Source organism: Campylobacter concisus, assembly GCF_003048405.1.
Taxonomy (GTDB): Bacteria; Campylobacterota; Campylobacteria; order Campylobacterales; family Campylobacteraceae; genus Campylobacter_A; species Campylobacter_A concisus_Q.
The window spans coordinates 1-23,306 of the sequence record NZ_PIQS01000006.1; the positions used below are offsets into that span (position 1 = coordinate 1).

At 38.5% G+C, this 23,306-nt stretch carries 22 protein-coding genes and 1 pseudogene; 8 read left to right on the forward strand and 15 right to left on the reverse strand.

Annotation, left to right across the window (positions count from 1 at the left end):
* The 3 genes from CVT18_RS09165 to CVT18_RS09175 form a co-directional block, all read right to left on the reverse strand.
* Positions 1–341: Rrf2 family transcriptional regulator (locus CVT18_RS09165; protein WP_103628866.1), on the reverse strand; the 341-nt coding region annotated here is incomplete at its 3' end.
* 115 nt (positions 342–456) lie between these two features.
* Complete coding sequence (locus CVT18_RS09170) at positions 457–1,092, reverse strand: NAD(P)-dependent oxidoreductase (RefSeq protein ID WP_103628865.1); 636 nt, start codon at positions 1,090–1,092, stop codon at positions 457–459.
* 29 nt (positions 1,093–1,121) lie between these two features.
* A complete protein-coding gene (locus CVT18_RS09175) occupies positions 1,122–1,496 on the reverse strand; it encodes a cupin domain-containing protein (protein WP_021091938.1) in 375 nt (124 codons plus the stop codon).
* Positions 1,497–1,742: 246 nt separating this feature from the next.
* Between CVT18_RS09175 and CVT18_RS09180 the strand changes: the two genes are divergently transcribed.
* Positions 1,743–2,714 carry a cation diffusion facilitator family transporter gene (locus tag CVT18_RS09180; RefSeq protein ID WP_234410325.1) on the forward strand — a complete coding sequence of 324 codons (972 nt, stop codon included), beginning with the start codon at positions 1,743–1,745 and terminating at the stop codon, positions 2,712–2,714.
* Position 2,715: 1 nt separating this feature from the next.
* Here CVT18_RS09180 and CVT18_RS10580 read toward each other — a convergent pair whose 3' ends face one another.
* Positions 2,716–3,765 carry a restriction endonuclease subunit S gene (locus tag CVT18_RS10580; protein ID WP_413784336.1) on the reverse strand — a complete coding sequence of 350 codons (1,050 nt, stop codon included), beginning with the start codon at positions 3,763–3,765 and terminating at the stop codon, positions 2,716–2,718.
* 96 nt (positions 3,766–3,861) lie between these two features.
* Positions 3,862–5,875, reverse strand: a pseudogene (locus CVT18_RS09185) (class I SAM-dependent DNA methyltransferase); the annotation flags it as partial.
* A 132-nt stretch (positions 5,876–6,007) separates the two neighbouring features.
* On the opposite strand from CVT18_RS09185, the gene lepA reads away from it, so the two are divergent.
* Genes lepA through CVT18_RS09210 form a run of 6 tightly spaced genes read left to right on the forward strand, consistent with a single transcriptional unit; the run spans position 6,008 to position 10,101 of the window.
* On the forward strand, positions 6,008–7,798 hold the full coding sequence (gene lepA, locus CVT18_RS09190; RefSeq protein WP_107824479.1) for a translation elongation factor 4: 1,791 nt from the start codon (positions 6,008–6,010) through the stop codon (positions 7,796–7,798).
* A gap of 49 nt (positions 7,799–7,847) precedes the next feature.
* The gene (locus CVT18_RS10700; RefSeq protein WP_265094542.1) at positions 7,848–7,970 is read left to right on the forward strand and encodes a hypothetical protein; all 123 of its coding nucleotides are present in this window, start codon (positions 7,848–7,850) and stop codon (positions 7,968–7,970) included.
* Between the two features lie 46 nt (positions 7,971–8,016).
* Positions 8,017–8,247, forward strand: coding sequence for a 2-hydroxymuconate tautomerase family protein (locus CVT18_RS09195; protein WP_087585995.1), 231 nt, complete (start codon positions 8,017–8,019; stop codon positions 8,245–8,247).
* Positions 8,241–8,963, forward strand: coding sequence for a hypothetical protein (locus CVT18_RS09200; RefSeq protein ID WP_103628862.1), 723 nt, complete (start codon positions 8,241–8,243; stop codon positions 8,961–8,963). The genes CVT18_RS09195 and CVT18_RS09200 overlap by 7 nt, the downstream gene beginning before the upstream one ends.
* An 11-nt stretch (positions 8,964–8,974) precedes the next feature.
* Complete coding sequence (locus CVT18_RS09205; protein WP_103628861.1) at positions 8,975–9,532, forward strand: YajG family lipoprotein; 558 nt, start codon at positions 8,975–8,977, stop codon at positions 9,530–9,532.
* Positions 9,532–10,101, forward strand: coding sequence for a ComF family protein (locus tag CVT18_RS09210; protein ID WP_103628860.1), 570 nt, complete (start codon positions 9,532–9,534; stop codon positions 10,099–10,101). The genes CVT18_RS09205 and CVT18_RS09210 overlap by 1 nt, the downstream gene beginning before the upstream one ends.
* An 81-nt stretch (positions 10,102–10,182) precedes the next feature.
* On the opposite strand, the gene CVT18_RS09215 is transcribed toward CVT18_RS09210, so the two are convergent.
* From CVT18_RS09215 to murJ, 10 genes are all read right to left on the reverse strand, one after another.
* Positions 10,183–10,821, reverse strand: a complete 639-nt coding sequence (locus CVT18_RS09215; protein ID WP_199907368.1) for a YggS family pyridoxal phosphate-dependent enzyme — start codon at positions 10,819–10,821, stop codon at positions 10,183–10,185.
* Positions 10,818–11,927, reverse strand: a complete 1,110-nt coding sequence (rseP, locus tag CVT18_RS09220; RefSeq protein ID WP_103628859.1) for an RIP metalloprotease RseP — start codon at positions 11,925–11,927, stop codon at positions 10,818–10,820. The genes CVT18_RS09215 and rseP overlap by 4 nt, the downstream gene beginning before the upstream one ends.
* A gap of 195 nt (positions 11,928–12,122) precedes the next feature.
* Positions 12,123–12,722 (reverse strand): CDP-diacylglycerol--glycerol-3-phosphate 3-phosphatidyltransferase, encoded by a 600-nt coding sequence (pgsA, locus tag CVT18_RS09225; RefSeq protein WP_234410326.1) that lies wholly within the window; start codon positions 12,720–12,722, stop codon positions 12,123–12,125.
* Positions 12,700–13,488 (reverse strand): enoyl-ACP reductase, encoded by a 789-nt coding sequence (locus CVT18_RS09230; RefSeq protein WP_103628857.1) that lies wholly within the window; start codon positions 13,486–13,488, stop codon positions 12,700–12,702. Before CVT18_RS09230 ends, pgsA begins: the two co-directional genes overlap by 23 nt.
* Complete coding sequence (gene dapA / locus CVT18_RS09235; RefSeq protein WP_054197407.1) at positions 13,488–14,357, reverse strand: 4-hydroxy-tetrahydrodipicolinate synthase; 870 nt, start codon at positions 14,355–14,357, stop codon at positions 13,488–13,490. The genes CVT18_RS09230 and dapA overlap by 1 nt, the downstream gene beginning before the upstream one ends.
* Before the next feature lie 26 nt (positions 14,358–14,383).
* Positions 14,384–15,625: a M16 family metallopeptidase gene (locus CVT18_RS09240; protein WP_103628856.1), complete on the reverse strand. Its 1,242-nt coding sequence runs from the start codon at positions 15,623–15,625 to the stop codon at positions 14,384–14,386.
* Positions 15,626–15,636: 11 nt separating this feature from the next.
* The gene (locus CVT18_RS09245) at positions 15,637–16,710 is read right to left on the reverse strand and encodes a quinone-dependent dihydroorotate dehydrogenase (protein ID WP_103628869.1); all 1,074 of its coding nucleotides are present in this window, start codon (positions 16,708–16,710) and stop codon (positions 15,637–15,639) included.
* Positions 16,711–16,763: 53 nt separating this feature from the next.
* Entirely contained in the window at positions 16,764–18,488 is a 1,725-nt protein-coding gene (locus CVT18_RS09250) for an ABC transporter ATP-binding protein (RefSeq protein ID WP_103628855.1), read from the reverse strand.
* A complete protein-coding gene (gene cysS, locus CVT18_RS09255; RefSeq protein WP_103628854.1) occupies positions 18,481–19,875 on the reverse strand; it encodes a cysteine--tRNA ligase in 1,395 nt (464 codons plus the stop codon). The genes CVT18_RS09250 and cysS overlap by 8 nt, the downstream gene beginning before the upstream one ends.
* Entirely contained in the window at positions 19,862–21,262 is a 1,401-nt protein-coding gene (gene murJ, locus CVT18_RS09260; RefSeq protein WP_103628853.1) for a murein biosynthesis integral membrane protein MurJ, read from the reverse strand. Before murJ ends, cysS begins: the two co-directional genes overlap by 14 nt.
* Before the next feature lie 123 nt (positions 21,263–21,385).
* Here murJ and CVT18_RS09265 point away from each other — a divergent pair, with 123 nt between their 5' ends.
* Positions 21,386–23,299: a flagellar assembly protein A gene (locus CVT18_RS09265; protein ID WP_107824480.1), complete on the forward strand. Its 1,914-nt coding sequence runs from the start codon at positions 21,386–21,388 to the stop codon at positions 23,297–23,299.
* Positions 23,300–23,306 lie beyond the last annotated feature (7 nt).

Sequence of the window (23,306 nt, forward strand, 5' to 3'; positions counted from 1 at the left end):
TTTAGGAAGTGGTTGGTTAAGAGGCCTTCGATCTTGCCACCAAGCGGGCAGGCTTTAGGTGAGTCAGAGTGGATCTTGAAAAGTTTTTCTTTATCATTTACTGCGTTAAAAATTTGAAGGAGGGTTATATCTTTTGGCTCTTTCGCAAGACTCACTCCACCAACTCCAGCTACGACATTCACGAGTCCTGCAGCCTTTAGAGTACCGAGCAGGCGCCTAACTATGACCGGATTCGTGTTTATACTACCTGCTATAAATTCGCTCGTGACTTTCTCGCCTTTGAAAAAACAAGCTGCTAAAACTACATGGATCGCGGTTGAAAACTTGATCCCTACTTGCATAACTGTCCTTGAAATTTTTTCTGATTATACTTTAAATTTTTACTAAAAGCAGTTTATTTTCAGTTTAGATTTGACAAGCCGACTTTTTGTGCCAGCTATGTCAAATCTATAATTTTTATGCTCGCTCACCAACTGCAGTAAAGCGTTTTTGTATAAATTTTTTGTTTTTTAGCTCGTCTATGATCGCAAGCGCAAGGTCTGCATAGCTTATATAGCTCTCATTTTTTGAGTTTAAGATGAGATTATCTCCACCAAGCACGTATTTACCAGTACGAGCACCATTTACGTCGTAGTCGCCTGCTGGGCTTACGTATGTCCAAAGTAAATCGCTCCTATCTTTTAGCTCAAAATAAGACTCCGCAGTCGCCTTTGCCACACCCATATATGCAGCCGGGAAGTCTGGCGTATCCATTACCATTGTGCCCTTATCATCTACAAATAATGTACCAGCACCACCAACTACAAGTAGTCTTGCGTTGCTACCCTCTAGCAAATTTGCAAGATGAGCAGCAACTTTTTTATGAAGTGGGAAAGTCTCTTCACTCCATGCTGCAAATGCGCTGATCACTGCGTCAAAGCCTGCTAGATCAGCCTTTGTAAGCTCGAAAATATCTTTATAGACAACCTTTACGCTTTCGTTTTTATACTCTTTGTTTCTAACGATCGCTGTGACGTCGTAATCTTGTTTTAGTGCCTCATTTACTAAATTTACACCGCTTTTGCCGTTTGCGCCTATGATTGCTATTTTCATTATTTCTCTTTTAAATTTTGTTTTTAAATTTACAGCCAGCTTGGCTTTACGTCATCAACTATCACGCCGTCGCTCATTGTGTATTGCTCTAGGCTACCGCGTTTTGTCTGGATGCAGATCATTTTGATGCCGTTTTTGCCAGCTTTAAAGCACCTTTTACCCTCTGGATCTATGCGCACCGCATCTCCTTTGCTTACTTTTAGCACCTCACCGTCGATGAAAAGCTCACCCTCACCCTCTAGGATGATGTAAAGCTCCTCGTTTTGCTTATGTGCATGGACAAATGGCACGCTCACATTTGCTGGAAGCTCGTTTATAGATACCTCACAGCCGCTTAAATTTAAAGCCTCTTTTAGCTCGACTCTTGGCTCGTTTGCGATCTTTGCAACCTGAAAATTTTTCATTTTGTTCTCCTTATTTTTTGTTGTAATATTTTTATTTACAACTGATGAGTGAAGTATAATAATTTTTTGTTGTAATGTCAATAGTTACAACAAAATTTTTATTATTTTTAAAATTCAATCTTTAAGCGGCACTAAAGCAGATGCAGGGCATATTTATACAGTTTTTAGCTTGCTTAGCCTCTAGTCAGGTAGCGCCAGAGCTTGCTATGGATGCTTAAATTTATCAGTAAAAGGTGATCATTTTAGATGCAAGAGACCCACTCTCATCACTCTCACGTCGAGCATGGCGGTATGCACATTCATACTAGCAATAAAACTGTTTTAAGAAATTCATTTTTTCTAATTTTCACGTTTATGATAGTTGAGGCCGTTTTTGGCTTCGTTTCAAACTCGCTTGCGCTTATTAGCGACGCATTTCACATGCTCTCAGACGCCGCAGCTCTTTTTTTGTCGCTGGTTGCTTTTAAGATCGCAGAAAAAAGGGCAAATTTACAAAAGACCTTTGGCTACAAAAGGGTCGAGATCATCGCAGCTTTTATAAACGCCATAGCTCTTATTGTGCTTGCTGTTTTTGTCATAGTCGAAGCGATCATTAGGCTTTTTAACGAGCCACAGATAGAGGCTGAGACGATGCTTCTTGTTAGTATTTTGGGACTTGTGGTAAATTTAGTCGTAGCTGTTTATATGCATAAAAGCGCTGATACAAAAGAAAACTTAAATATGAAAGGCGCTTATTTGCACGTGCTTGGCGACACGCTTGGCTCAGTTGGCGCCATCGTTGCAGCGCTTCTTGTGATGAAATTTAACTTCACGCAGGCCGATAGCATCGCAAGTATCTTTGTCTCGATGCTCATCATAAAAAGTGGCGCTAGCTTGCTAAAAGATAGCTTTAATATCCTGATCGAAGCGGTGCCACTTAAGCTTGATACGGATGAAATTTTAGGCGTCATTAAGAGTGTAGATGGTGTTAGGTTTGTGCACGACTTGCATATCTGGGCAATAAATGCTGGCACAAACGCACTGATCGCTCATATAGTCGTGGATGATGAACTAAAGGCGGCTGAAATTTCAAAGATGATAAAGCAGATCGAGCACGAGCTATTTCACGTAGGCATCGGCCATGTCACGCTTCAGTTTGAAAGTGAGAACCTTGGACACAAAGACGATCTCATCTGCGAGCTAAATGATGAAGATGATCACTGCGGGCATCATCACTAATCTAAGCTTTATTGATAATTTTTTTGGTTGTTTCTATCTTTTTGTCAGCCCAAAGCACGACGTCTTTTATGGCTAGTTTTTCAATGGCTTTTATGAAATTTTCCATAAATTCGTAGTCGATTTCGCCGTTTTCGTTTGTTGGTAAAATAATTTTTACATTTTTTAAAATTTCTACATTATAAGAGCTGCTACCCCATGTAAAATTTGAAAATCCACATCGCATTGAAGTAATAATATAATTTGCTATATTGCTATTCAAGTTAAAATTTATGGGTATAAAAATTTTAATCTTATCACCGGTAAAATATTTGTCCTTTTGAAAAAACATTGTAGCTGTATCTTGACCAAAGCTGATCGTATTTTTATCATTTAAATATTGTATATCTTCATCTATATATCCGCGAATTCCATTATTTTTATCTCCGCGAGCTACATAAGGATATTGTCCGCCAAACTGAATTTTATTTGCGTCAAATTTACGTTTTGGAGTTTGAATTTTAAACAAATCGCCGATTTTAAATTCCTTCGCCGCTACCCCCCCCCGTTTATTAAATTTATCAAATTTAACGAGTGTAGATTTTTCGACATCAGTTAGCTTGTAATTTTTAAGTCCAGTTACTGCGAGATACGCGTCGAGTTCTTCGATAAATTTTTCCATAAAGGAAAAATTTATCTCGCCGCCTAGCGTCGGCAAGAGGATTTTTGTATTATAGAAAAGTCTTTCAAAATCTCTAACTAAACTGCCTTGATAAATTTTTTGATTTTTATTTAAAAGAACTATAAAATATTGAGCCACCTTGCTATTAAAATAATTAAATTTTGGATAAATAGTTTTAGTAAACTGCCCTGCGTAAAAATCCTTTTCCATATAAAAAAACTGCATTCCAAGCATTCCAACCGCCAGTGAATTGCCTGATATTTTATGCTCCTCATCCAAATAATCGACATAGCCTGCAATACCATTATTTAAAACTGTTCTTGTGAAATATGGATAAACTCCATTCTCGGAAAAATTAAAACTATCTTTATTTAGTTGTGGATTTGACTTCACATTAAATAATTTATCAAGCCTAAATTCCTCAAATTTCCCGCCATTTGCTTTAAATTCTCGTTCTAAATTTGCAATTCGTTGACTTACAATACTGCTTCTACTGGGATTATCCTTTTTTAAAATTTGCGACACTTCCCAGCTTAGATAGTCGCTTACGCTCTTTTTAAAATCAGCTAGCGTCGGCATCGCATCGATCTTCTTATGCTGATCAAAATTCCAATCAGAGCCACTTTTTGTTATCAAATCCTCGACAAAAATTTCGTCTAATTTCCAAAGCCTTGGATCTACTTTTGCGGCTCTGCCAGCTTTATAAATTTTAACTATATCAGCGTATCTTTGCGTAGGTTCGTCTAGCTCCTGTAATGAGCGAGAAGTTCTTTTATAACCGTCATTTCTAAAGTCTATAAATTTAACAGAGCGTTCGAAGTCGTGTGGTTCGTGTGCTTTAAAAATATAAATACTCGTTTGAACTCCCGCGACTGGCACAAAAAGATCGACTGGCATTTTTATACTTGCTAGTAAAGTGTGGGATTTTAAAATTTGTTGATTTGATTTCACAGCTTTGCCGCTACCTGCACTATCTTGGATGATTATGGCGCCAAGCCCGCCTTTTGCCATCCTATCAAGCCCATAAGCAATAAATGGCATACCATTTTCATCAAATGTAAATGGTGGATTTAGCAAAATTCTATCGGCTTTAAAATTTGAGTAAAGCTCATCTGGGCGATTAAATGCACTGCCGTGTTCTATTCGAGCTGAACCGTCACCACGCAATATCATATTAGTAGCCGCAAGAGTATACATTTCGGCATTTAGCTCCACGCCTAGAAGCTGATTTTTTTTGATCTCATCTATCTTTTTTAGAGCTTCACTACTTCCTTTAGCGTAATTTTCATTAGCGTTTTCTATCATTATTTGCATCGCAGAGATGAGAAAGCCAGCGCTTCCAGTGGCTAAATCCATAACGCGGTTATCTTTGTTTATATCTAGAATTTCAGCCATCATTTTAGTTATATAAGGTGGAGTAAGCACAATACCAAGCTCTTTGCCATCACCTAAAGCATATTTTAAAAACTCACTATACATCTCACCCATTACGTCGATATGCCCAAAGCTTTCACCACCTGAGCCATCTATCTTTTGAAAAATATTTCTATATAGAAACGTGAAAATTTGCTTGGTAGTGCTTGATTTTTCTTTTAATAAATGTGCAACTTCTTTGTCGTTTGGTTTAGTTTCATCTATCTCGTCTCGTTGTGAATTTTTTGAAATTTCATTAAAGGAAGCTAGCATTAAATTTAGCTTTTCGGACGGAATTTTTCTATTTTTTAAAAATGAGCTTATGCGACTAGTTATACGAATACCGTCTCGCTCATTATCCAACTGAGAACCTTTCAAATCATCAGGTGTTAGTCCGTAGTTCTCTTTTATGTCTTGCATTGAAAGCAGCATCCCAGAGACGTAAAGGACTCGTTGTGGAGCGGTGATATTGTGATTATGCATTAGCTTATTTAGTTTTTTGGCATAAATTTTAAGAATTTCGCGTGATGTAATTAAAAATCTGTGTTTATCTTCATCAGTTAATTTTGCATCTTTGTAAAAATTTTCAAAACTATTTTTATTTTCGAGGAAATTTAAAGTTTTATAATTATCCATAAAATTTAAATGTCAATTCACTACTGCCCCAAACAAAATATACGCAAATTTGTAGGTTTTCTTCACTATCGCCAGCAATACCGATTGCGACGGCTTCGTGATATTTGCCACTTGCGATTATTGAACGAGCATAATGAAGTGCGCCATTTACAGCATAGCCTGATATGGAATTGTCGTCAAATTTCATCTCGTTTTTATCTTTGTCTTTAGCGATTAATTTTTTCAAACCGAATTTATTTTCTATAATTATGGGAATGTCATAAATTTCTAAGCTAAAATCTGGAACCCCAAAATTTTCTTTAGCTTTGGTTTTAGCTGAACCTTTTAATGCTTCTTTTAAATAGGGTGTCATCGCTTGCTTTTCATTAAAATCACACGATTTTTTAAGTCCTAAATTTTTAAAAATAGCCTTTATATAGTCATCTATATCGTTTTCATACTGCCACTTTGACATAAGCCCTCTTTTTGAAAGTTTTAGACGGCATTTTAGCGAAAAATGTATGGAAATGATAGAAATATATTTATTAGTGTTTAAATCAACTTTAGGCAAAATAAAGCCCAAAATTTAGTAAAAAGTAAAACTTATATGAAAAACATCAGAAATTTTAGCATCATCGCTCACATCGACCACGGCAAAAGCACGCTTGCTGATCGCCTCATTCAGGAGTGTGGCGCCGTAAGCGACCGTGAGATGAGCTCGCAGATCATGGACACGATGGACATCGAAAAAGAGCGTGGCATCACGATCAAGGCCCAGTCTGTCCGCCTAAACTACGCACTAAATGGGCAAAATTTTATTCTAAATTTGATAGACACCCCAGGACACGTTGATTTTAGCTACGAGGTAAGCCGTAGCCTAGCTAGTTGCGAGGGCGCGCTGCTTGTCGTGGATGCTAGCCAGGGCGTGGAGGCGCAAACCATCGCAAACGTCTATATCGCACTTGAAAATAACCTAGAGATCATCCCAGTCATCAACAAGATCGATCTACCAGCAGCTGACCCTGCTAGGGTAAAAGATGAGATAGAGCACATCATCGGACTTGACTGCTCAGGAGCGATCGAAGTGAGCGCAAAAACAGGCGTTGGCATAAAAGAGCTACTTGAAGCGATCATCACGAGGATCCCTGCGCCAAATGGCGACGTAAGCAAGCCTACAAAGGCGCTAATCTACGATAGTTGGTTTGACAACTACCTTGGCGCGCTTGCACTTGTGCGTGTTTATGATGGTGAAATTTCAAAAAATGATGAAATTTTGGTCATGGGCACGGGCAAAAAACACATCGTGCTAGACCTCATGTATCCAAATCCTATAGCTCCGATCAAGACTAAAACGCTTAGCGCTGGCGAGGTTGGCATCGTTGTTTTGGGGCTTAAAAACGTTAGCGACGTGCAAGTTGGAGATACGATAACACAGTCAAGAAATCCTCTAAAAGAGCCAGTTGGCGGCTTTGAGAGGGCTAAGCCGTTTGTTTTTGCGGGACTTTATCCAATAGAAACTGATAAATTTGAAGATCTGCGTGATGCGCTGGATAAGCTAAAGCTAAATGACAGCTCCATTAGCTACGAGCCAGAGACCTCGGTCGCACTTGGATTTGGCTTTAGGGTTGGCTTTTTAGGTCTTCTTCATATGGAGGTCGTCAAAGAGAGGCTAGAGCGCGAGTTTGACTTGGACCTCATTGCTACAGCGCCAACCGTGACCTACGAAGTCATTCAAACAGATGGACTAAATTTAAAGATCCAAAACCCAAGCCAGCTGCCATCAGTCAATAAAATAGACTCAATCCTTGAGCCGTATGTGAAAGCCACTATCATCACGCCAAGCGAGTTTTTGGGCAACATCATCACACTTTTAAACAATCGCCGCGGCATACAAACAAAGATGGACTACATCACGACTGACCGCGTTTTACTCGAGTATGACATACCGATGAATGAAATCGTGATGGACTTTTATGACAAGCTAAAATCAAGCACCAAAGGCTACGCGAGCTTTGACTATGAGCCTAGCGACTACCGCGTGGGTGATCTAGTAAAGCTTGATGTAAAAGTGGCTGGCGAGACGGTCGATGCGCTCTCTATTATCGTGCCTGAGAGCAAGGCGCAGACAAAGGGCAGGGACTTCGTAAAGGCGATGAAAGATATCGTGCCTCGTCAGCTCTTTGAAGTGGCGATACAAGCTAGCATCGGTAATAAAATAATCGCCCGCGAAACCGTAAAATCAATGGGTAAAAACGTCACAGCCAAGTGCTACGGCGGCGACATCACTCGTAAGAGGAAGTTGCTAGAAAAGCAAAAAGAGGGTAAGAAGCGGATGAAGGCCATTGGCAAGGTAAATTTGCCGCAAGAGGCGTTTTTATCCGTCCTAAAAATAGACTAGTGGCTTATCTTTTGTGCCCTTTTGAAAGAGTTAGTGAAATTTTGGCTTGATGAACTACGTGTTCTATCCGCACCAAAATTTCACGTCACAGCTTTCAAAATCATCACAAAATATCTCGCCTGATTGTGAGCTGACGATACTGATGCAGCAAGGATCTTATTTTGGCAAATAGGTTTTTTGATTAAAATTTAAATGCTAAATTTGTAAAAAGGAGCGCTATGCCATTTGTGAAAATTTGTGTGACAAAAGAGGGCGATAGCCCAAGTGTTGAGCAAAAAGAGAAGATGATAAGCGGAGTCACTAAACTAATAAGCGAAATTTTAGGAAGAAATGCTCAAAATACTGTTGTAATCATTGACGAGATAGACACTAATAATTACGGTATAGCAGGAGAGAGTGTGAAAAATCTTCGTAAAAAACAAAACGAGCAAAAGGAAGTGAAATGCTAAGAACAACACTACTAACGGCACTTATGGCTATTTTTATGACGGGCTGCATGGCTAAAGCCAGCCTTTGCCTCTCATGTGAAGGTATAGATGGTGTGCAAAGTGCGAGCATAAACAGCGAAGATAAGATGTATTTTGAAGAGGTTATGAGGATACCGGCTGATTGCAGTGCTTGCAAAGGTAGGGGCGATGGCCTTTTCATAAATGGCGTTAAATACAAAAGTGATGTAGCGATAAACTGCTGCTTGGAAAAAAACATGATCGATACTAATGTTGGATTAAAAAAGGTTTATTTCCACAGGATCGTTGATGCTAGAAGTAGTGCAAGATCGATATATTATACAGGCGTTGAAGGAAACAGTGCAGTTTTTAACTCAAACCCACGCCTTGAAGTGCTTTTTTACATGTTTTTGCAGCGTGAGTTAAATTCTCGCGGTATCGTTGTTGTTGATACACAAACATCACCTTATACATATAGGCTTGATTTTAGATTTGACGAGCTCAGAGGAAGCTACTCAGGAGCTTCAGAAATTTTAAATGGTCATCTAAATGGTCTCCTTGTGCTTTCAAATATAAATTTCAAAAAAACCTTACCTATCTCGACTAGGCACCATGTGGAGAAGCTTGAGGCTTCAGAGTCTGGCCAGTTTGACTTTTTTATCGCACTTTTAGTTAAACAAGCTGCGATAAAAGTAGCCGATGAGATCACTAAACTTTAAAAGGAAAAACAATGAATAAATTTAAATTTTTAGCTATTTTTGGACTTTTTGTTTTGTTTTTAACTGGTTGTGCACCAAGCCAGAGTGTTGTCGCGTTTGATCCGTATAAGGCTGCTGCAAGCCAGCAAAATAGAGGCTTTGAGGCCTATATAAGCGCAGTGCATGACAACCGCAAAAATAAAAGTACCATCGCTACGATCACTGATAGCAAAGGCACAGTAAAAGAATATGTCGTACTTCAAAACGATCTTGCTACTTATTTTAGCGATTCGCTCAAAAAAGAGCTTATGGCACGCGGTGCAAATGTGAATGGCATGGGTGGAGTTGTGGTTGAAATTTTTATCAACGAATTTGAAGCAAATATGAGCGGATACGGTACTGATAATACAAAAGGTAATATTAAGATTACACTTAAGATCCAAAAAGGTGATCAAAGTATCGTTAAAAATATTTCAAATAATCAAACCAAATTTGAGTTGATTCGTACAGGCGGAGCATTTAAGCCATTTTTAACTGATATTATAAACGATGCAGTCAAACGCACAGCAATTGCTATTTTAAATAGCTAATGTTTTGTGCATTTTGTAAGAGCTTTACACTAAATACATTTTGTAAAATTTGCTCACAAATTTTAAGCGAACCAAGCCCGATAGTAAGAGAACTAGAGGGCTTTAAAATTTATAGCTTTTACGGCTACTCTGAAATAAAAGAACTCATCCACTCCAAGCACCAAATGCATGGATATTTTATATATAAAAACTTAGCTAAATTTGCATTTAATCAATTTGCTAAAAGCTTTAGCTTACCGGAGAAAGTCTATGCTCTGCCGATAGATGATAGAGTGCATCACGGCTATTCGCACACGGCTATTTTGGCAAATGCGCTAAGGGCTAAAAATCTAAAGCCCATATTTCACGCACTGCATGCAACCAGCAAGATCAGCTATAGTGGCAAGGATTTACAATTTAGACAAAATAACCCAAGAAATTTTAAAATCCTAAAAAAGATCACTACTCCAGTTATTTTGGTAGATGATATCGTAACTACTGGCACTACGATACTTGAGGCTAGAAATACTCTAGAAAAAGCTGGTGTAAAAGTACTTTTTGCTTTGGTTTTGGCCGATGCTAAACATTAAATTTTAATTTTTTCTCAAGTCTTTTTAGTAAAAATTTATCAAGCTCCAGCAACAAAGGTAAATCAGATAAAAGCGATAAAATTATAAATAAAGCATAGTGCCAAGGCGAATCATATTTGAGCCACATTTTATCGCCAGCTCGAAGTCGCTACTCATGCCCATCGAGCAGATAGCTGCACCTTTTGGCTTTAGGCTCTCAAAAATTTTATGAGTAAGCTCAAAGCTCTTTTGAATCTCTTTTGGCTCATCCACATGTGCTCCGATACTCATCACACCTTTTAGATTGATATTTTTGCACTCGCTTTGGATGCGCTCATAAATTTCTGCCGCATTTGCTACGCTTGCACCTTGCTTTGTATCCTCATCAGCCGAGTTTATTTGAAGCAAGGTATCTAGCTTGTAGCTAAGCCTTTTATCGACCTCTACAGCTCTTTCAAAGCTATCGCAGCTTTGCCAAAGTGTGGGCTTTAGGCTTACCATTTGATTTATTTTGTTATTTTGCAATCGGCCGATCATATGCCATTTTATATCAGTAAAATTTTGCAGTTCTAGCTCTTTTTTGGCTAGCTCTTGGACTCTATTTTCGCCAAAATTTCTTTGCCCTTGTGCGTAAAGCTCTCTTACTTCAGCGCTTGTGACATTTTTACTAACGGCGATTAGTGTCACGTCTTTGCTTAAATTTTCGATCTTTTCAAGTAGCTCTTTTAAAACTATCATCATAAACCTCCGCTTAATCTCATAATGTCATTAAAAGTCGCGAGTACCATTATGCCAAGCAGTAGCGCCCAACCGCAGTAGGTAAGTGTCGTGAGCACTCGCTCATTTACCTCGCGTCTAAAAATTAGCTCATATAAGTTAAAAAGTATGTGGCCACCATCAAGTGCAGGGATTGGGAATAAATTTAAAACGCCTAAATTTACTGAGATTAAAGCGACGATCGTCAAAAGCACGCCAAGACTTATTTTTGCGGCTTTTGAAGTGACATCAGCGATCTGTACGATGCCACCGACCTCTTTTAGCGGCACAGCTCCACTTACTAGTTTGGTAAAGCTTTTAAAGATTAGTTTTGATGCCTCGATCGTCTCACTAAAGGCAAAATTTATGCCTGCAAGACCAGTGTGGTAAATTTTTATCACTTCGCCATTTGGAGAGATCCCGATTAATGGGCGCTGTACCTTTTCATTAAATAGATTTATCGTCTCGCCTATCTTTGGTGTTAAATTTATAGTCATTTGCGAGCCGTTGCGATCTATCAAAATGGTGCTTGGCTCTAATTTCACATTTTTACTGATCTCATCCCACTCGTTTATCTTTACGCCGTTTATGGCTAAAATTTTATCGTTTTTCATAAGTCCAGCGCTGGCAGCCGCCGAGCCGTCAGCTATGTGTCCAATGCTTGGCGCAAGTCTCTCAACACCGATAAATCCAAGCAAAATGTAGATAAAAAAGGCCAAGATAAAGTTAAAAAATGGTCCTGCAAAAAGGATATAAATTCGCTTTAGTGGGCTTAGCACGTTGTAGCTATCACGGTCGTAGTTTTTGGCCTTTGGGTCGGTGTCATCTTGTCCTTTTAGCTGCACGTATCCACCAAGTGGGATTGCGCTTAGGCAGTAGTCGGTGCCGCCAACGTTTTTGGTGTAAATTTTCTCGCCAAAGCCGATGCTAAAGGTATTTACTTTGACGCCTAGCGACCTTGCTGCCAAAAAGTGGCCAAGCTCGTGAAAAAATATGAGAAAACTAATGGCTAAAACGGTCACTAAAAAATAAAACGAATACGCATAAAGCCCAAGGCAAAGCAGGGCTAGCGTAAAGAGAATGCCTTTCAAAACTTACCTTTTTTTGAAAAAATTGATGAGATTTTAGCTAAAGTTTATAAATTTACTCTCAAACGACGTTTGGCTAAAAATTTCTTTTAGCTAGGAGAAATTTTTAACTTGATTTTACTTATTTTGAAAATAAAGTTTTTATTATTTATATAAATTTTTTCAAGTAAAAACTTTGGGTCTTACGAACGAAAAAATTTAGCTCTTTTTCATCGCCTTTATATAGGCAAAGATATACTCAAACCCAGAATAAAGCGTAAGCGCAACAGCGATCCAGAGCAAAAGCTCGCCACCAGGCCAGCTCATCAGTAAAAATCCAACCGCAAACATCTGCGAGACAGTCTTTACCTTGCCGGCCATTGATGCAGCGACCTCTACGCCGTCACTTGCCATCACGACACGAAAGCCAGTTATAAAAAATTCCCTCACCAAGATGAGATAAACAGCCCAAGCACTAGCCCTTCCAAGCATCATGAGGCCTAAAAATGCAGCAAGAATTAGCATCTTGTCTGCTAACGGATCAAGGATCGCTCCAAGCTTTGTCTTTTGATCCCAGCTTCTTGCGATGTAGCCGTCAAAAAAGTCAGTTACTGAGGCGATCACAAAGATAAGAGCTGCGAAATAATTTATCCAGCTCATGTGAATCTGCGTAAAAATTCCTGGTGCATTTACGAGCATAAAAAACATAAGAGGAGCCAGAAGTATCCTAAAAAACGCTAAAGAATTTGGTAAATTTAAACTCACAAATATGCCTTTATGCTTAGAAATTTCACTCTCATTTAAAAGTCGTGCCACCATCTATTATAAATGTATGTCCAGTCACCCAGCTGGCTTTTGGTGAACACAAAAATAAACATGCTCCAGCTAGATCAGTCGGCTGTCCCATGCGGTTTAGTGGGCTAAGCTTTGCCGTCATATCGCGCACCTCTTCGTAATTAGTAAAGGCTCTTAGCGCGTCTGTCTCGATAGGGCCGCCGCTTACGACGTTTACACGGATGTTTTTCTCGCCAAGCTCGGTCGCAGCGTATCTTGCCATGGCTTCAACGGCTGCTTTTGCTGTACCGTGACCTGCGTAGTTTTCGATATATACTAAATTTCCAGTCGATGATAGGCTGATGATGCTGCCGCCACCAACTTTTTCCATGCGTTTTGCAGCTTCTTGAGTGCCTACGACAAAGGCGTTTACTGTTGCTGTAAAGATATTGTTTATGCCTCTTGGTTTTAGCTTCATAAATTTAGTGTATCCACCAGCTACTGCACGACCTGAGATGATAGCATTTGAGATGAAAAAATCAATCCTATCAAAGTCCTCGTCTATCTTTAAAAATAGCTCTTTATAAGTCTCTGGCTCGAGGATATTTAGTGCATATGCTCTTGCTTTTATCTTGTAAGTAGCCTCAAGCTCTTTTGCTTGTTCTTTTGCAAGCTCTTCGTTTGAGTTGTATGTAAATGCTATATTTACACCAGCTTTTGCAAATTCTTCGACTATGGCTCTACCGATACCTCTAGTGCCGCCACTGATAACTAGCGTTTTACCTTTAAATTCGTTTAGTGTGTCCTTCATTAAAAACCCTTTATTTCGTAATTTTTTATTACTTCTTCTATCTTTTTAAAATTTTCTTTACTTGGTTTACAAAGTGGCAAGCGGTACTCCAAAGAGTCGATGAGTCCAGCTAGATACATCGCTGCTTTGATCGGTATCGGATTGCTTTCGCAAAAGAGTGTTTTATTTATCGTGTATAGATTATCGTTTATTAGTTTTGCTTTTTTGTACTCTTCGTTCATTGCAAGGTGCGTAAGCTCTGAAATTTGATCTGGCAAGAGGTTAGCAGTAACTGAGATAACGCCTTTGCCGCCATTTGATATGATAGGATAGTTGATCGCATCTTCACCGCTAATGACTACTAAATTTGGCTCGTGAGCCAGTAGATCAACGCATCTATCTATACTACCTGTTGCCTCTTTGATACCGTAGATATTTTTACACTCTTTAAAAAGCCTAAAAACGGTCGCTGGCAAGATATCCACGCCAACTCTACCCGGAACATTATAAAGAAGCACAGGAATTTCAATGCTATTTGCAATGGCCTTGTAGTGCTCGTAAAGCCCTTCTTGCGTTGGTTTATTGTAGTAGGGCGCAACTGAGAGGATACCATCAGCGCCATGGGCTTGAGCAAATTTAGCGATACCAATAGCCTCGTGAGTCGCATTACTGCCAGCACCAGCTAGTACTTTTACATTTGTACCTTTACATGCATCTACGGCTATTTCGATACAAATTCTATGCTCATCATGCGTCAGTGTTGCACTCTCGCCAGTGGTTCCAACTGGCACAACAACATCTATGCCATGTTTTATCTGTCTTTTTATTAGTTTTTCAAAACTGACTTCATCCACTTTTTGATTTTTAAATGGCGTAATGAGTGCGGTCATCGCACCTTGAAGCGAATTTTCCACGTTTATTCCTTTTTTAAAATTATTGTTGTGCTGGTTTTTTCATTAAAATATCTATTTGCTATCTCTTTTAAAAGCTTAGCATCAATCTTATCGATATTTTTCTCAAGCTCATAAAGTGGCTTTATATCGCCTCTAGCAAGGTATGAGCCATATAAATTTGCAACCTTACTTGCACTTTCAAACGAATAGATAAAGTCGCTTTTGATTAAATTCTTAACTCTTAAAACATCATCTTTGTCGATTGGTTTATTTTTTAAATCATCTATGATCTTTAAAATTTCAGCCTCAACCACGCTCGCCTCGACGTCTGGGTTGCAAACTGCTAAAAATATAAATAAATTTTCATCGACACAACTCATATTGTAAGCGTAAATTTGATTTACAAGCATTAGCTCATCGACTAATTTTTGCTGCAAAACCGAGCTTTTGCCGGTAGCTAGATATTCACTTATCGCATTTAGACCTACTTGATCGCCGTGTTTAAAATTTGGGATTTTGTAAGCGATTGCTAGCATTTGTGTTTGGCTATCTTTATAGATGATAGCTTTTCTAGCTCCGTCTTGTTCAGGTTCTTTGCAGTGAGATTTTGGGATGGCTCTTTTATTTTTTATACTGCTAAAATTTTTCTTAGCCAGTTTAAACGCCTCATCCTTGCCGATGTCGCCACTTATCATCAAAATCGCATTTTTTGGCTGATAAAAGGTAGCGTGAAATTCTTTTATATCGTTGATATTCCAGTTTTCGATATCTTTTATAAAGCCTATCGGAGTCCAGTGATATGGATGATAGATAAATGCGTGATTGTAGAGCCTAAAGTAAAGGTATCCCATAGGGTTGTTGTCTGTTCGCCATCTGCGCTCTTCATGCACCACGTCTCGCTCTGGCTGAAATTCTTTATCTTTTAAGCTTAAATTTTTCATAAGCTCAGCAAAAAGCCCAAGCGTTTTGTCTAAATTTTCATTTGAAGCTTTTATAAAGTAGTGGGTGTAGTCAAAGCCTGTACTTGCGTTATTTACGCCGCCAAAGCCTTTTACGATCTCATCAAACTCCCCAGCTCGTAAATTTTTGGTTGATTTGAAATTTAGATGCTCTAACATGTGAGCGATACCACTTTTGCCCATCACTTCGTTTCTTGATCCAACTTTGTAAAATACATCGACACTTATCACTTTTGAGCCAGGATTTACTGGTACGTGATAAATTTCTAGTCCGTTTTCTAGTTTTGTTTTATTAAATTTTATCAATCTTTTGCCTTTTATTTTTTAACATCTATGCCGACTGCTTCGCTGATAGAAGCAAAGCCATCTCGTTTTAAAAGCTCTAAAATTTCTAAATTTATATCCCTTGCGATAATCGGCCCTTTAAAGATAAAGCTTGTAAAAATTTGCACTAAATTTGCTCCCATTTTTATGCGCTCATATGCCTCTGCGCCGCTATCTATGCCGCCACATGCGATAAGCGTCGTCTTGCCGTAAAGCTCGTCTGCAACGGCTTTAAAGATCTCTTTTGACTTTTTAGCGATCACCTTGCCGCTTAGTCCGCCAAAATCCTTTAAATTTGACGAGTGAGAGAGCGAGTAATCAACGCTTGTATTTGAAACAAGCACGCCACTAGCGCCATTTTCTACAGCGCAGCTACAAAGCCTGATCGCATCTTCGTGGCTCATATCAGGAGCGATTTTAAAGATGATTGGTTTTTTAGTAAGCGGCAAAATAACGCTAAAAAGCTCTTTTATAAAGCTCTCATCTTGCAATGCTCTTAAATTTGGCGTGTTTGGCGATGAGACATTTATGACGAAGGTGTCGCAAATTTCACTAAATTCTCTTACTAAAATTTCATAGTCTTTTATTGCGTCTTCGTTTGGTGTGACCTTGTTTTTGCCTATATTTGCCCAGATTGGCAAAGTATAAGGATAAAGTTTTTTGACTCTATTTTTAATAGCCTCACAGCCGTCGTTGTTAAAGCCCATCGCGTTTTGGATGCTCTCTTCGTCTATAAGCCTAAAAAGTCTTGGTTTGTCGTTGCCAGGTTGAGGTTTTGGAGTAAATGTGCCAAATTCTAAATGCCCAAATCCAAGAGCTGTTAGTGCTTCAAACATTGTGGCATTTTTATCAAAGCCCCCAGCTATGCCAACTGGGTTGTGGTAAGTGCTTGAGAATAAATTTTGTTTTAATGCATTGTCATCGACCACGCACTTATTTGCTACAAAGCTTAATGATCCTGGAAAAATTTTATTTGCTCCGATCATTGCAAGTTCTGCGATCTTGTGGGCAGTTTCAGGATCAAATTTAAAAAAAATAGATTTTAAAGTATCGTAGTTTAAGCTCATTTTAACCTCTTTAAAATGCCTAAAAATTTCTGCAAATCTTAGCAAAAATCGCCTTAAACTAAGGCTTTGCCCTTAAGTCTTGCATAAATTTCATTTCTCTTGCTAAGCTCCTCGTCGCTTCCACTATCAATGATCTTGCCATCGCTCAAAACTGCGATCTTATCGGCATTTTCAACAGTACTTAAGCGGTGAGCGATGACAAAGATGATCTTTTTGCTTCTGAGGTTGTTTATCGCCTTTGTGATCTCTTTTTCGCTCTCGTTATCAAGTGCTGAAGTGGCCTCGTCAAAGATAAGAATTTGTGGGTTTTGATAAAGTGCTCTTGCTATTGCGATACGTTGTCTTTGACCGCCTGAAAGGTTTGTGCCAAATTCGTTTAAAGTAGTGTTTATGCCGCCTTCTAGTTTGCTCACAAACTCATAAGCATTTGCCATTTTTAAAGCGTTTATAACGGCATCTTCGTCAAATTCCCTGCCGTAAGCTACGTTTTTAGCGATCGTGTCATTAAAGATATAGACGCGCTGGGTGACAAGTCCGATATTTTGGCGAAGTGAGTGAATTTTGATATCTTTTAAATTTATGTCGTTTATTAAAATTTCTCCGCCATTTACGTCGTAAAATCTCATAAGCAAATTCATAAGCGAGCTTTTTCCGCCACCACTTGAGCCAACAAGGGCTATAAATTCTGACTTATTTGCCTCTAAATTTATCCCTTTTAAGATCTCTTTGTCGCCGTAGCTTAGGCGGACGTCGTTAAATTTGATCAAATTTATCTCTTCGTTTAGCTCTTTTTGGCCATCTTTTATCTGGCTTACCTTATCCATCAGGAAAAAGGTCCTCTCGCTCGCTGCGATGGCATCTTGCATTTTATTGTATATATTTACGATACGTTTTAGCGGGGTGTAGAGCATGAAAAGCGCAGTTAAAAACGAGAAAAATGCACCCATATTTATATTTCCATCGATGACGTCTTTGCCGCCTATTATGATGACAGCTGCCACGCCGATTGAGCCAATTGTTTCCATTAGTGGGCTTACTAGTTGCTCGATTTTTACGGTTTTAAGGTTTAACTTAAAAAATTTGTTATTTTCTTCAACGAAACGTGAGTGCTCGTATTTTTGGGCATTATTTGCCTTGATGATCTCGATATTTGTAAAAATTTCACTCAAGGCTGAGGTGATATCAGATGTCTTTTCTTGCGATTTTTTTGAGATTTTTTTCATCTTTTTAGCAAGGCGCGAGATCGGATAAATCGCTAATGGCATAACAACAAGTGCAAAAAAGGCTAATTTAGGGCTTTGATAGATGACTACACAAAGCAGACCTATGATAGTTACAAGCTCCCTAATAAGCTCAGGTATGATGCTTGAAACAATAGATCTTATGCGCTCTATGTCGTTCGTGGTTCTGCTTATTAGCTCGCCTGTTCTAAAATCATTAAAAAATTTCATGTCCAAATTTAGTAAATTTTCGACCATCTTTTCACGAAATCTTCTAATCGTATCTTGACCAATATACGCGGTAAAATAGGCCTGCATAAAAGTTCCAACATTTTTTAACAGATAAATAGCAATGATCGCACATGGCAGCATATAAAGCAATGTTTCGTTTTTTTCAACAAAAATTTTATTAAGTACTGGCTCCACTAGATATGCACTGACCGCTGTTCCGCCACTTGCAAGCCCCATGCCAATGAAGGCTAGGATGAAGTGCGGAATGTAGTCTTTAAAATATGGACCAAAGCGTTTTAGTACATCTTTTAAGCCAAAGTTAGTCATTGTTTTTCTCCCAAACTGCGCCGTTTGGTGTATCCATGATAGAGATATTTAGACTGGAAAGCTCATCTCTTATCTCATCAGCCCTTGCAAAATTTCTCTCTTTTTTGGCTACCGCGCGCTCATCAAGAAGTCTTTTAATTTGCTCTTTTTGCTCGTCGCTTACGCCAAACTGAAAATACTCAACATAATTTGTGATAGCAATGCCCAAAATTTCACTTATCAGCTCTAAATTTGCCATCACTTCGGCCTTGTAGGCTTTATCTTTTGGGCTATTATCAAGCCTTTCGTTTGCTGCTTTTACAAACTCATCAATACTTGCAAGTGCTTTTGAAGCGTTTAGATCATCACTTAGTGCCTCAAGTAGCTCATTTTTAAAGCTCTCATTTATTGCACCTGCTTGCACGCCATCAACCCTTTTTTTAAGGCGATAAATTTTATCTAGCCTCTTTTTTGAAGCCACTAAGTCTTCATCTGAATAATTAAAATGCGCCCTGTAATGGCTCGTAAGCAAGTAATATCTAAGTACTTCACCATGAACGTTTTTTAGGGCGTCTTTTACGAAAAAGCTGTTATTTAGGCTCTTACTCATCTTTTCGTTATTTACTTTTATAAAGCCGTTATGCATCCAGTATTTGCTCAAATTTTTATGATAGGCGCATCTGCACTGGCTTGCTTCGTTTTCGTGGTGCGGAAAGAGTAAATCGATGCCACCAGCGTGGATGTCGATCTCAAATTTATCATTTTCTTTGTCACTTAGAAATTCTCTTATCATAGCCACACATTCGGTGTGCCAGCCAGGGCGACCCTTGCCAAATGGGCTCTCGTACCATTTCTCGTCAAATTTCCAAAGCACGAAGTCTTTTTCATCTCTTTTCTCACCAAAACTTGCCACTCGTGCGATTAGATCGGTGTTATTATCCTTGCCACTAATGCTAAAATATCCACTATCCTTGTTCGTATCAAAGTAAATTCCATCACTCGTTTTATACGCGAAGCCTCTATCCATAAGCAGCTCGATGTAGCTAATGATCGCCTCCAAGCACTGCGTAGCCTTTGGTTTAAAGTCTGGATCAAGCACGTTTAAAGCGCCCATATCGCTCTCATAGTGCGCTATATATTTGTTTGTGATCTCTTCTAGGCTTTGGCCAGTTTCATCCATTTTCTTTAAAATTTTATCGTCGATGTCGGTGTAGTTTCTTGCAAATTTGACCTTGTAGCCAAGCGCTTTTAAGACTCTTCTTAAAAGATCAAAGCTAACGGCTGACTTTGCATGTCCCAAATGCGCATCGTCATAGACCGTTGGACCGCACAGATAGATGCTTGCTTCACCATCTTTAATAGGGCTAAACTCAACCTTTTCTCTTTTAGAAGTATCAAAAATTCGCATTAAATATATCCTTTAAAAATGTTAAACCAAAATAGAGCAAAACCGCTAAAAGTGCGATAGTGGCTATAAATTTAGGCTCGATTATAGCTAAAAATCGCTTAGCTCCAAAGGCTCTAACGTATAAAATAAGTTGTAAAAATCCCCCAAGTGAGCTTGCAAATGCAAGGCCAGCTGCTCCAAATTTCTGCATCAAAATGACTGCTAGGATCAAATTTATCACAAGGCAGATGATGGAAATTTTGGCTGCCTCTTTTTGCTTCATATTTGCATAAAGCCAAAGTGAGAAAATTTTAGCCAGGCCAAATGGTGTAAGCCCCACTAAGTAGGCACTTAGCACCTTGGCGCATTCAATGGTATTTGCCCTTACAAAATTCCCTCTCTCAAACAATAACCAGATGATAAACTCACTTAGCACGACGCCTGTGATAGTGGCTGCAAGTAGGGCGCAAAGTAGTAGGTAAAAGCTCTTTTTTGTCCAAACAAGGGCATTTGCCTCATCTTTTTGCTTTAGAAGCCTGGTGATCCTTGGAAATAGTGCCTGAGAGAGCGCTATAGCAAAGATGGCAAGCGGGAGCTGGAAAATTCTATTTGCATAAAAAAGATAGCTTATCGAGCCGCTTACCAAAAAGCTAGCTAGCCAAGTGTCCATAAATGCGCTTATTTGCATAGCACTTGAGCCAAGTAAGCCGTGATAAAAATTTATAAAAAAGCCTTTGCTCTGCGCTCTTTTGCCCTTAAAATATCCTCTTAAACCGCCCCAGAAAATTTTATTTAAGGCGTTAAATTTTATAGCGATTAGATGCACCAAAACTTGCAAAACGCCACCTGCAACGACGCCAAAGCTAAGATAAAGTGCAACCACGCTCTCGCTCTTGCCACGAGCCAAAAGTAGTGAAGCGATCATGGTTAAATTTAGTAGCGCAGTAGAAAACGCAGTTGTCGCAAAGTGCCCTTTATACTGAAGCAGCGCGCCCATAAAAGTAACGATATAAACAAGAGCTAGGTAGTAAAAATTTATACGCACAAGCGGCACTGCATCGGTTATGTTTTGCTCGCTTAAGCCGCTTGCGATGATCTTTATAAAGTAGGGCGTAAATAAATTTACAAGAAGCGTTAATGCGCCTATAAAAAGTAGAAATTTGATGAAAATTTCAGCCTGAAAGATCGCTTTTTTCTTGCTATTTGTAAAATTTGGCAAAAATGCCTGTGTAAAGGCACCTTCTCCAAAGATACGGCGAAATAAATTTGGTATTTTAAAAGCGATAAAAAAAAGATCACTAAATATGCCAGCTCCAAGGATAGAAGCTGTTAAAAGGTCTCTTATAAGTCCAAGAATTCTTGAAACCATAATGCCAACTGAGTTTGAAAAAAAACCTTTTATAAACATCGCTCACCTAAATTAAATTTGAAAACGCAATAGTAACAAAAGATGCTTTAAAGCTTACATAACCCAAATTTAATAAAATTTTGGCGATAATAAGAGCCAAATTTTATGTGAAATGGATCAATTTTGAGCGAGAACGTGCAAGAAAACGAGAGATTTTTACCGCCAACGCAAATTCAAACTTCAACGCCTTATATATCGCTTAAAGAACTAAGCAAGCAACACAGCGTACCGGTAGAATTTATAGATTTTAAAATTTTAGATATTTTGACTTATTATAAAAATAAAGATAATGAAGAGCCAGTTTTTGTCCCTGAAGAAAATTTAGACTTTTTTGATGATAATGTATTTTATCTTGACGAGACACTAGAGATTGAGCAGGTCTATGATGTGGAATTTTTTGATGTTAGGCTAAATGCTGTGCCAAAGCTTCCAAAGATAGAGATTGGTGTAAATTCAACGGTTACAAAAGTAGTCGCAAAGGTAAAAGCCACAAAAGATTGTGAATACGAACAGCATTACGAAGATAAACTTTTTGAATATATCGCCAAACAGCTTATGAAAGCTCAAATTTTAATAGGTATAAGGATCGGCAAACTAAAAGATGAGTTAAAACAAATCGCCTCAGTTGTGCATGTAAAGGGCGAACTTGATAAAGACTACATACTAAACATAACACAAGGTATAAATCCCAAAAAAGCTACCGATGCAAAGATACTTTACTACTACAAAGATAAACTTGATGCGATAAAAGAGGAAGATAAGATTGATTACGCTGATAGAGGTTTTGTTTTTGGCGTGGCACAAGATGAAGTGATAATGGAAGAGAAAAAGTCTCACGAAGGGCAAAATGGCCGTGATGCGAGAGGCAAATTATTAGCAGTAGAAAAGCCAAAAGAAGATACTGGCAAAGAGATAAGTATAAGCGAAAATATAGAGAGAGTAGAAAATGACGATAGCATAATATATATCGCTAAAAAATCAGGATATGTAGTTGAGAAAAATGGCTCATTTGATATTGAAGAGCGTATAGAGATAAATGAGGCAAATTTTAAAACAACTGGCTCTATTCAAGCAGGCACTGATACAAATGTGACTTTGGTGGTTAGGGAAACTGATACTATAAAAGACGCCATCGGCACTGGCATCATCGTGGAGGCTGACGAGATCGAGGTTAAAGGAAACGTCGGTGCAAATGCGATGGTTAAAGCAAATGAAGTAATAATCGGCGGTCAAACACACCAAAAGGCTAAAATTTATGCAAAGAATGCAAAAATTTCTATCCACATCGGTAAGGTTGAAGCTGAAAATGTCGAGATAGATAGGCTAGAAGGCGGAAATGTCGTAGCAAAAAGAGTTAAGATAAATAGCGTCGTTGGTGGCTCTATAACCGCTCAAAATATCCAAATAAATACGCTTGGCTCAAACTGCACTATCACAGCTTCACACTTAATAGACGTAAGATATTTAAGAGGCACTGACAATAAATTTATAATCGATACTAGCAAAATGCCTGAAAGTGCTGAGGCTACGCAAGAGCAATTAAATAAGATCGAATATACAAAAGCAGAGCTTGCCTCTCTTCTAAAAAATATTGAAACAAAGAAAAATGTCATAAATGAAAATAAAGACTCGATTTATACCATAAAAGCAAAGGTAGAAGAGCTCTCAAAAGCTAAAGTGATACCGCCAGTTACCTTTATGAAAAAGCTAAAAGAGTATCAAGGTCTAGTCAATGAATACAACACTTTGCTAAAAATTTTTAAAGATAAAAAAGAGTTGCTAGCTACCCTAAAAGATGAGCTTGAGATCATGCAAAATGGAATATTTTCTGCAAAAGTGATAAACAGAGGCAACTGGGTTGAATTAAATGAGATTAGATTTGTTATCGTTGATCCTCCACAAAATGTCACTTATATCTCAAAGCAAAATGAAACCGCTCATGCTATTACTTTGGAGAAGATCGGCGATGGCGATGAGGCTGAGTATAAGATCAAAAAGTCAAATAAATTAGAAGACTACACAGATACAAATTTCTAAGAATAAA

What these genes read in the sequence shown, in the direction of transcription:
- CVT18_RS09170 (WP_103628865.1), bottom strand. Translation starts at nt 1,092, where the DNA reads ATGAAAATAGCAATCATAGGCGCAAACGGCAAAAGCGGTGTAAATTTA.
- CVT18_RS09175 (WP_021091938.1), bottom strand. Translation starts at nt 1,496, where the DNA reads ATGAAAAATTTTCAGGTTGCAAAGATCGCAAACGAGCCAAGAGTCGAG.
- CVT18_RS09180 (WP_234410325.1), top strand. Translation starts at nt 1,743, where the DNA reads ATGCAAGAGACCCACTCTCATCACTCTCACGTCGAGCATGGCGGTATG.
- lepA (WP_107824479.1), top strand. Translation starts at nt 6,008, where the DNA reads ATGAAAAACATCAGAAATTTTAGCATCATCGCTCACATCGACCACGGC.
- CVT18_RS10700 (WP_265094542.1), top strand. Translation starts at nt 7,848, where the DNA reads ATGAACTACGTGTTCTATCCGCACCAAAATTTCACGTCACAGCTTTCA.
- CVT18_RS09195 (WP_087585995.1), top strand. Translation starts at nt 8,017, where the DNA reads ATGCCATTTGTGAAAATTTGTGTGACAAAAGAGGGCGATAGCCCAAGT.
- CVT18_RS09200 (WP_103628862.1), top strand. Translation starts at nt 8,241, where the DNA reads ATGCTAAGAACAACACTACTAACGGCACTTATGGCTATTTTTATGACG.
- CVT18_RS09205 (WP_103628861.1), top strand. Translation starts at nt 8,975, where the DNA reads ATGAATAAATTTAAATTTTTAGCTATTTTTGGACTTTTTGTTTTGTTT.
- CVT18_RS09210 (WP_103628860.1), top strand. Translation starts at nt 9,532, where the DNA reads ATGTTTTGTGCATTTTGTAAGAGCTTTACACTAAATACATTTTGTAAA.
- CVT18_RS09215 (WP_199907368.1), bottom strand. Translation starts at nt 10,821, where the DNA reads ATGATGATAGTTTTAAAAGAGCTACTTGAAAAGATCGAAAATTTAAGC.
- pgsA (WP_234410326.1), bottom strand. Translation starts at nt 12,722, where the DNA reads ATGGTGGCACGACTTTTAAATGAGAGTGAAATTTCTAAGCATAAAGGC.
- CVT18_RS09230 (WP_103628857.1), bottom strand. Translation starts at nt 13,488, where the DNA reads ATGAAGGACACACTAAACGAATTTAAAGGTAAAACGCTAGTTATCAGT.
- dapA (WP_054197407.1), bottom strand. Translation starts at nt 14,357, where the DNA reads ATGACCGCACTCATTACGCCATTTAAAAATCAAAAAGTGGATGAAGTC.
- CVT18_RS09245 (WP_103628869.1), bottom strand. Translation starts at nt 16,710, where the DNA reads ATGAGCTTAAACTACGATACTTTAAAATCTATTTTTTTTAAATTTGAT.
- CVT18_RS09250 (WP_103628855.1), bottom strand. Translation starts at nt 18,488, where the DNA reads ATGACTAACTTTGGCTTAAAAGATGTACTAAAACGCTTTGGTCCATAT.
- cysS (WP_103628854.1), bottom strand. Translation starts at nt 19,875, where the DNA reads ATGCGAATTTTTGATACTTCTAAAAGAGAAAAGGTTGAGTTTAGCCCT.
- murJ (WP_103628853.1), bottom strand. Translation starts at nt 21,262, where the DNA reads ATGTTTATAAAAGGTTTTTTTTCAAACTCAGTTGGCATTATGGTTTCA.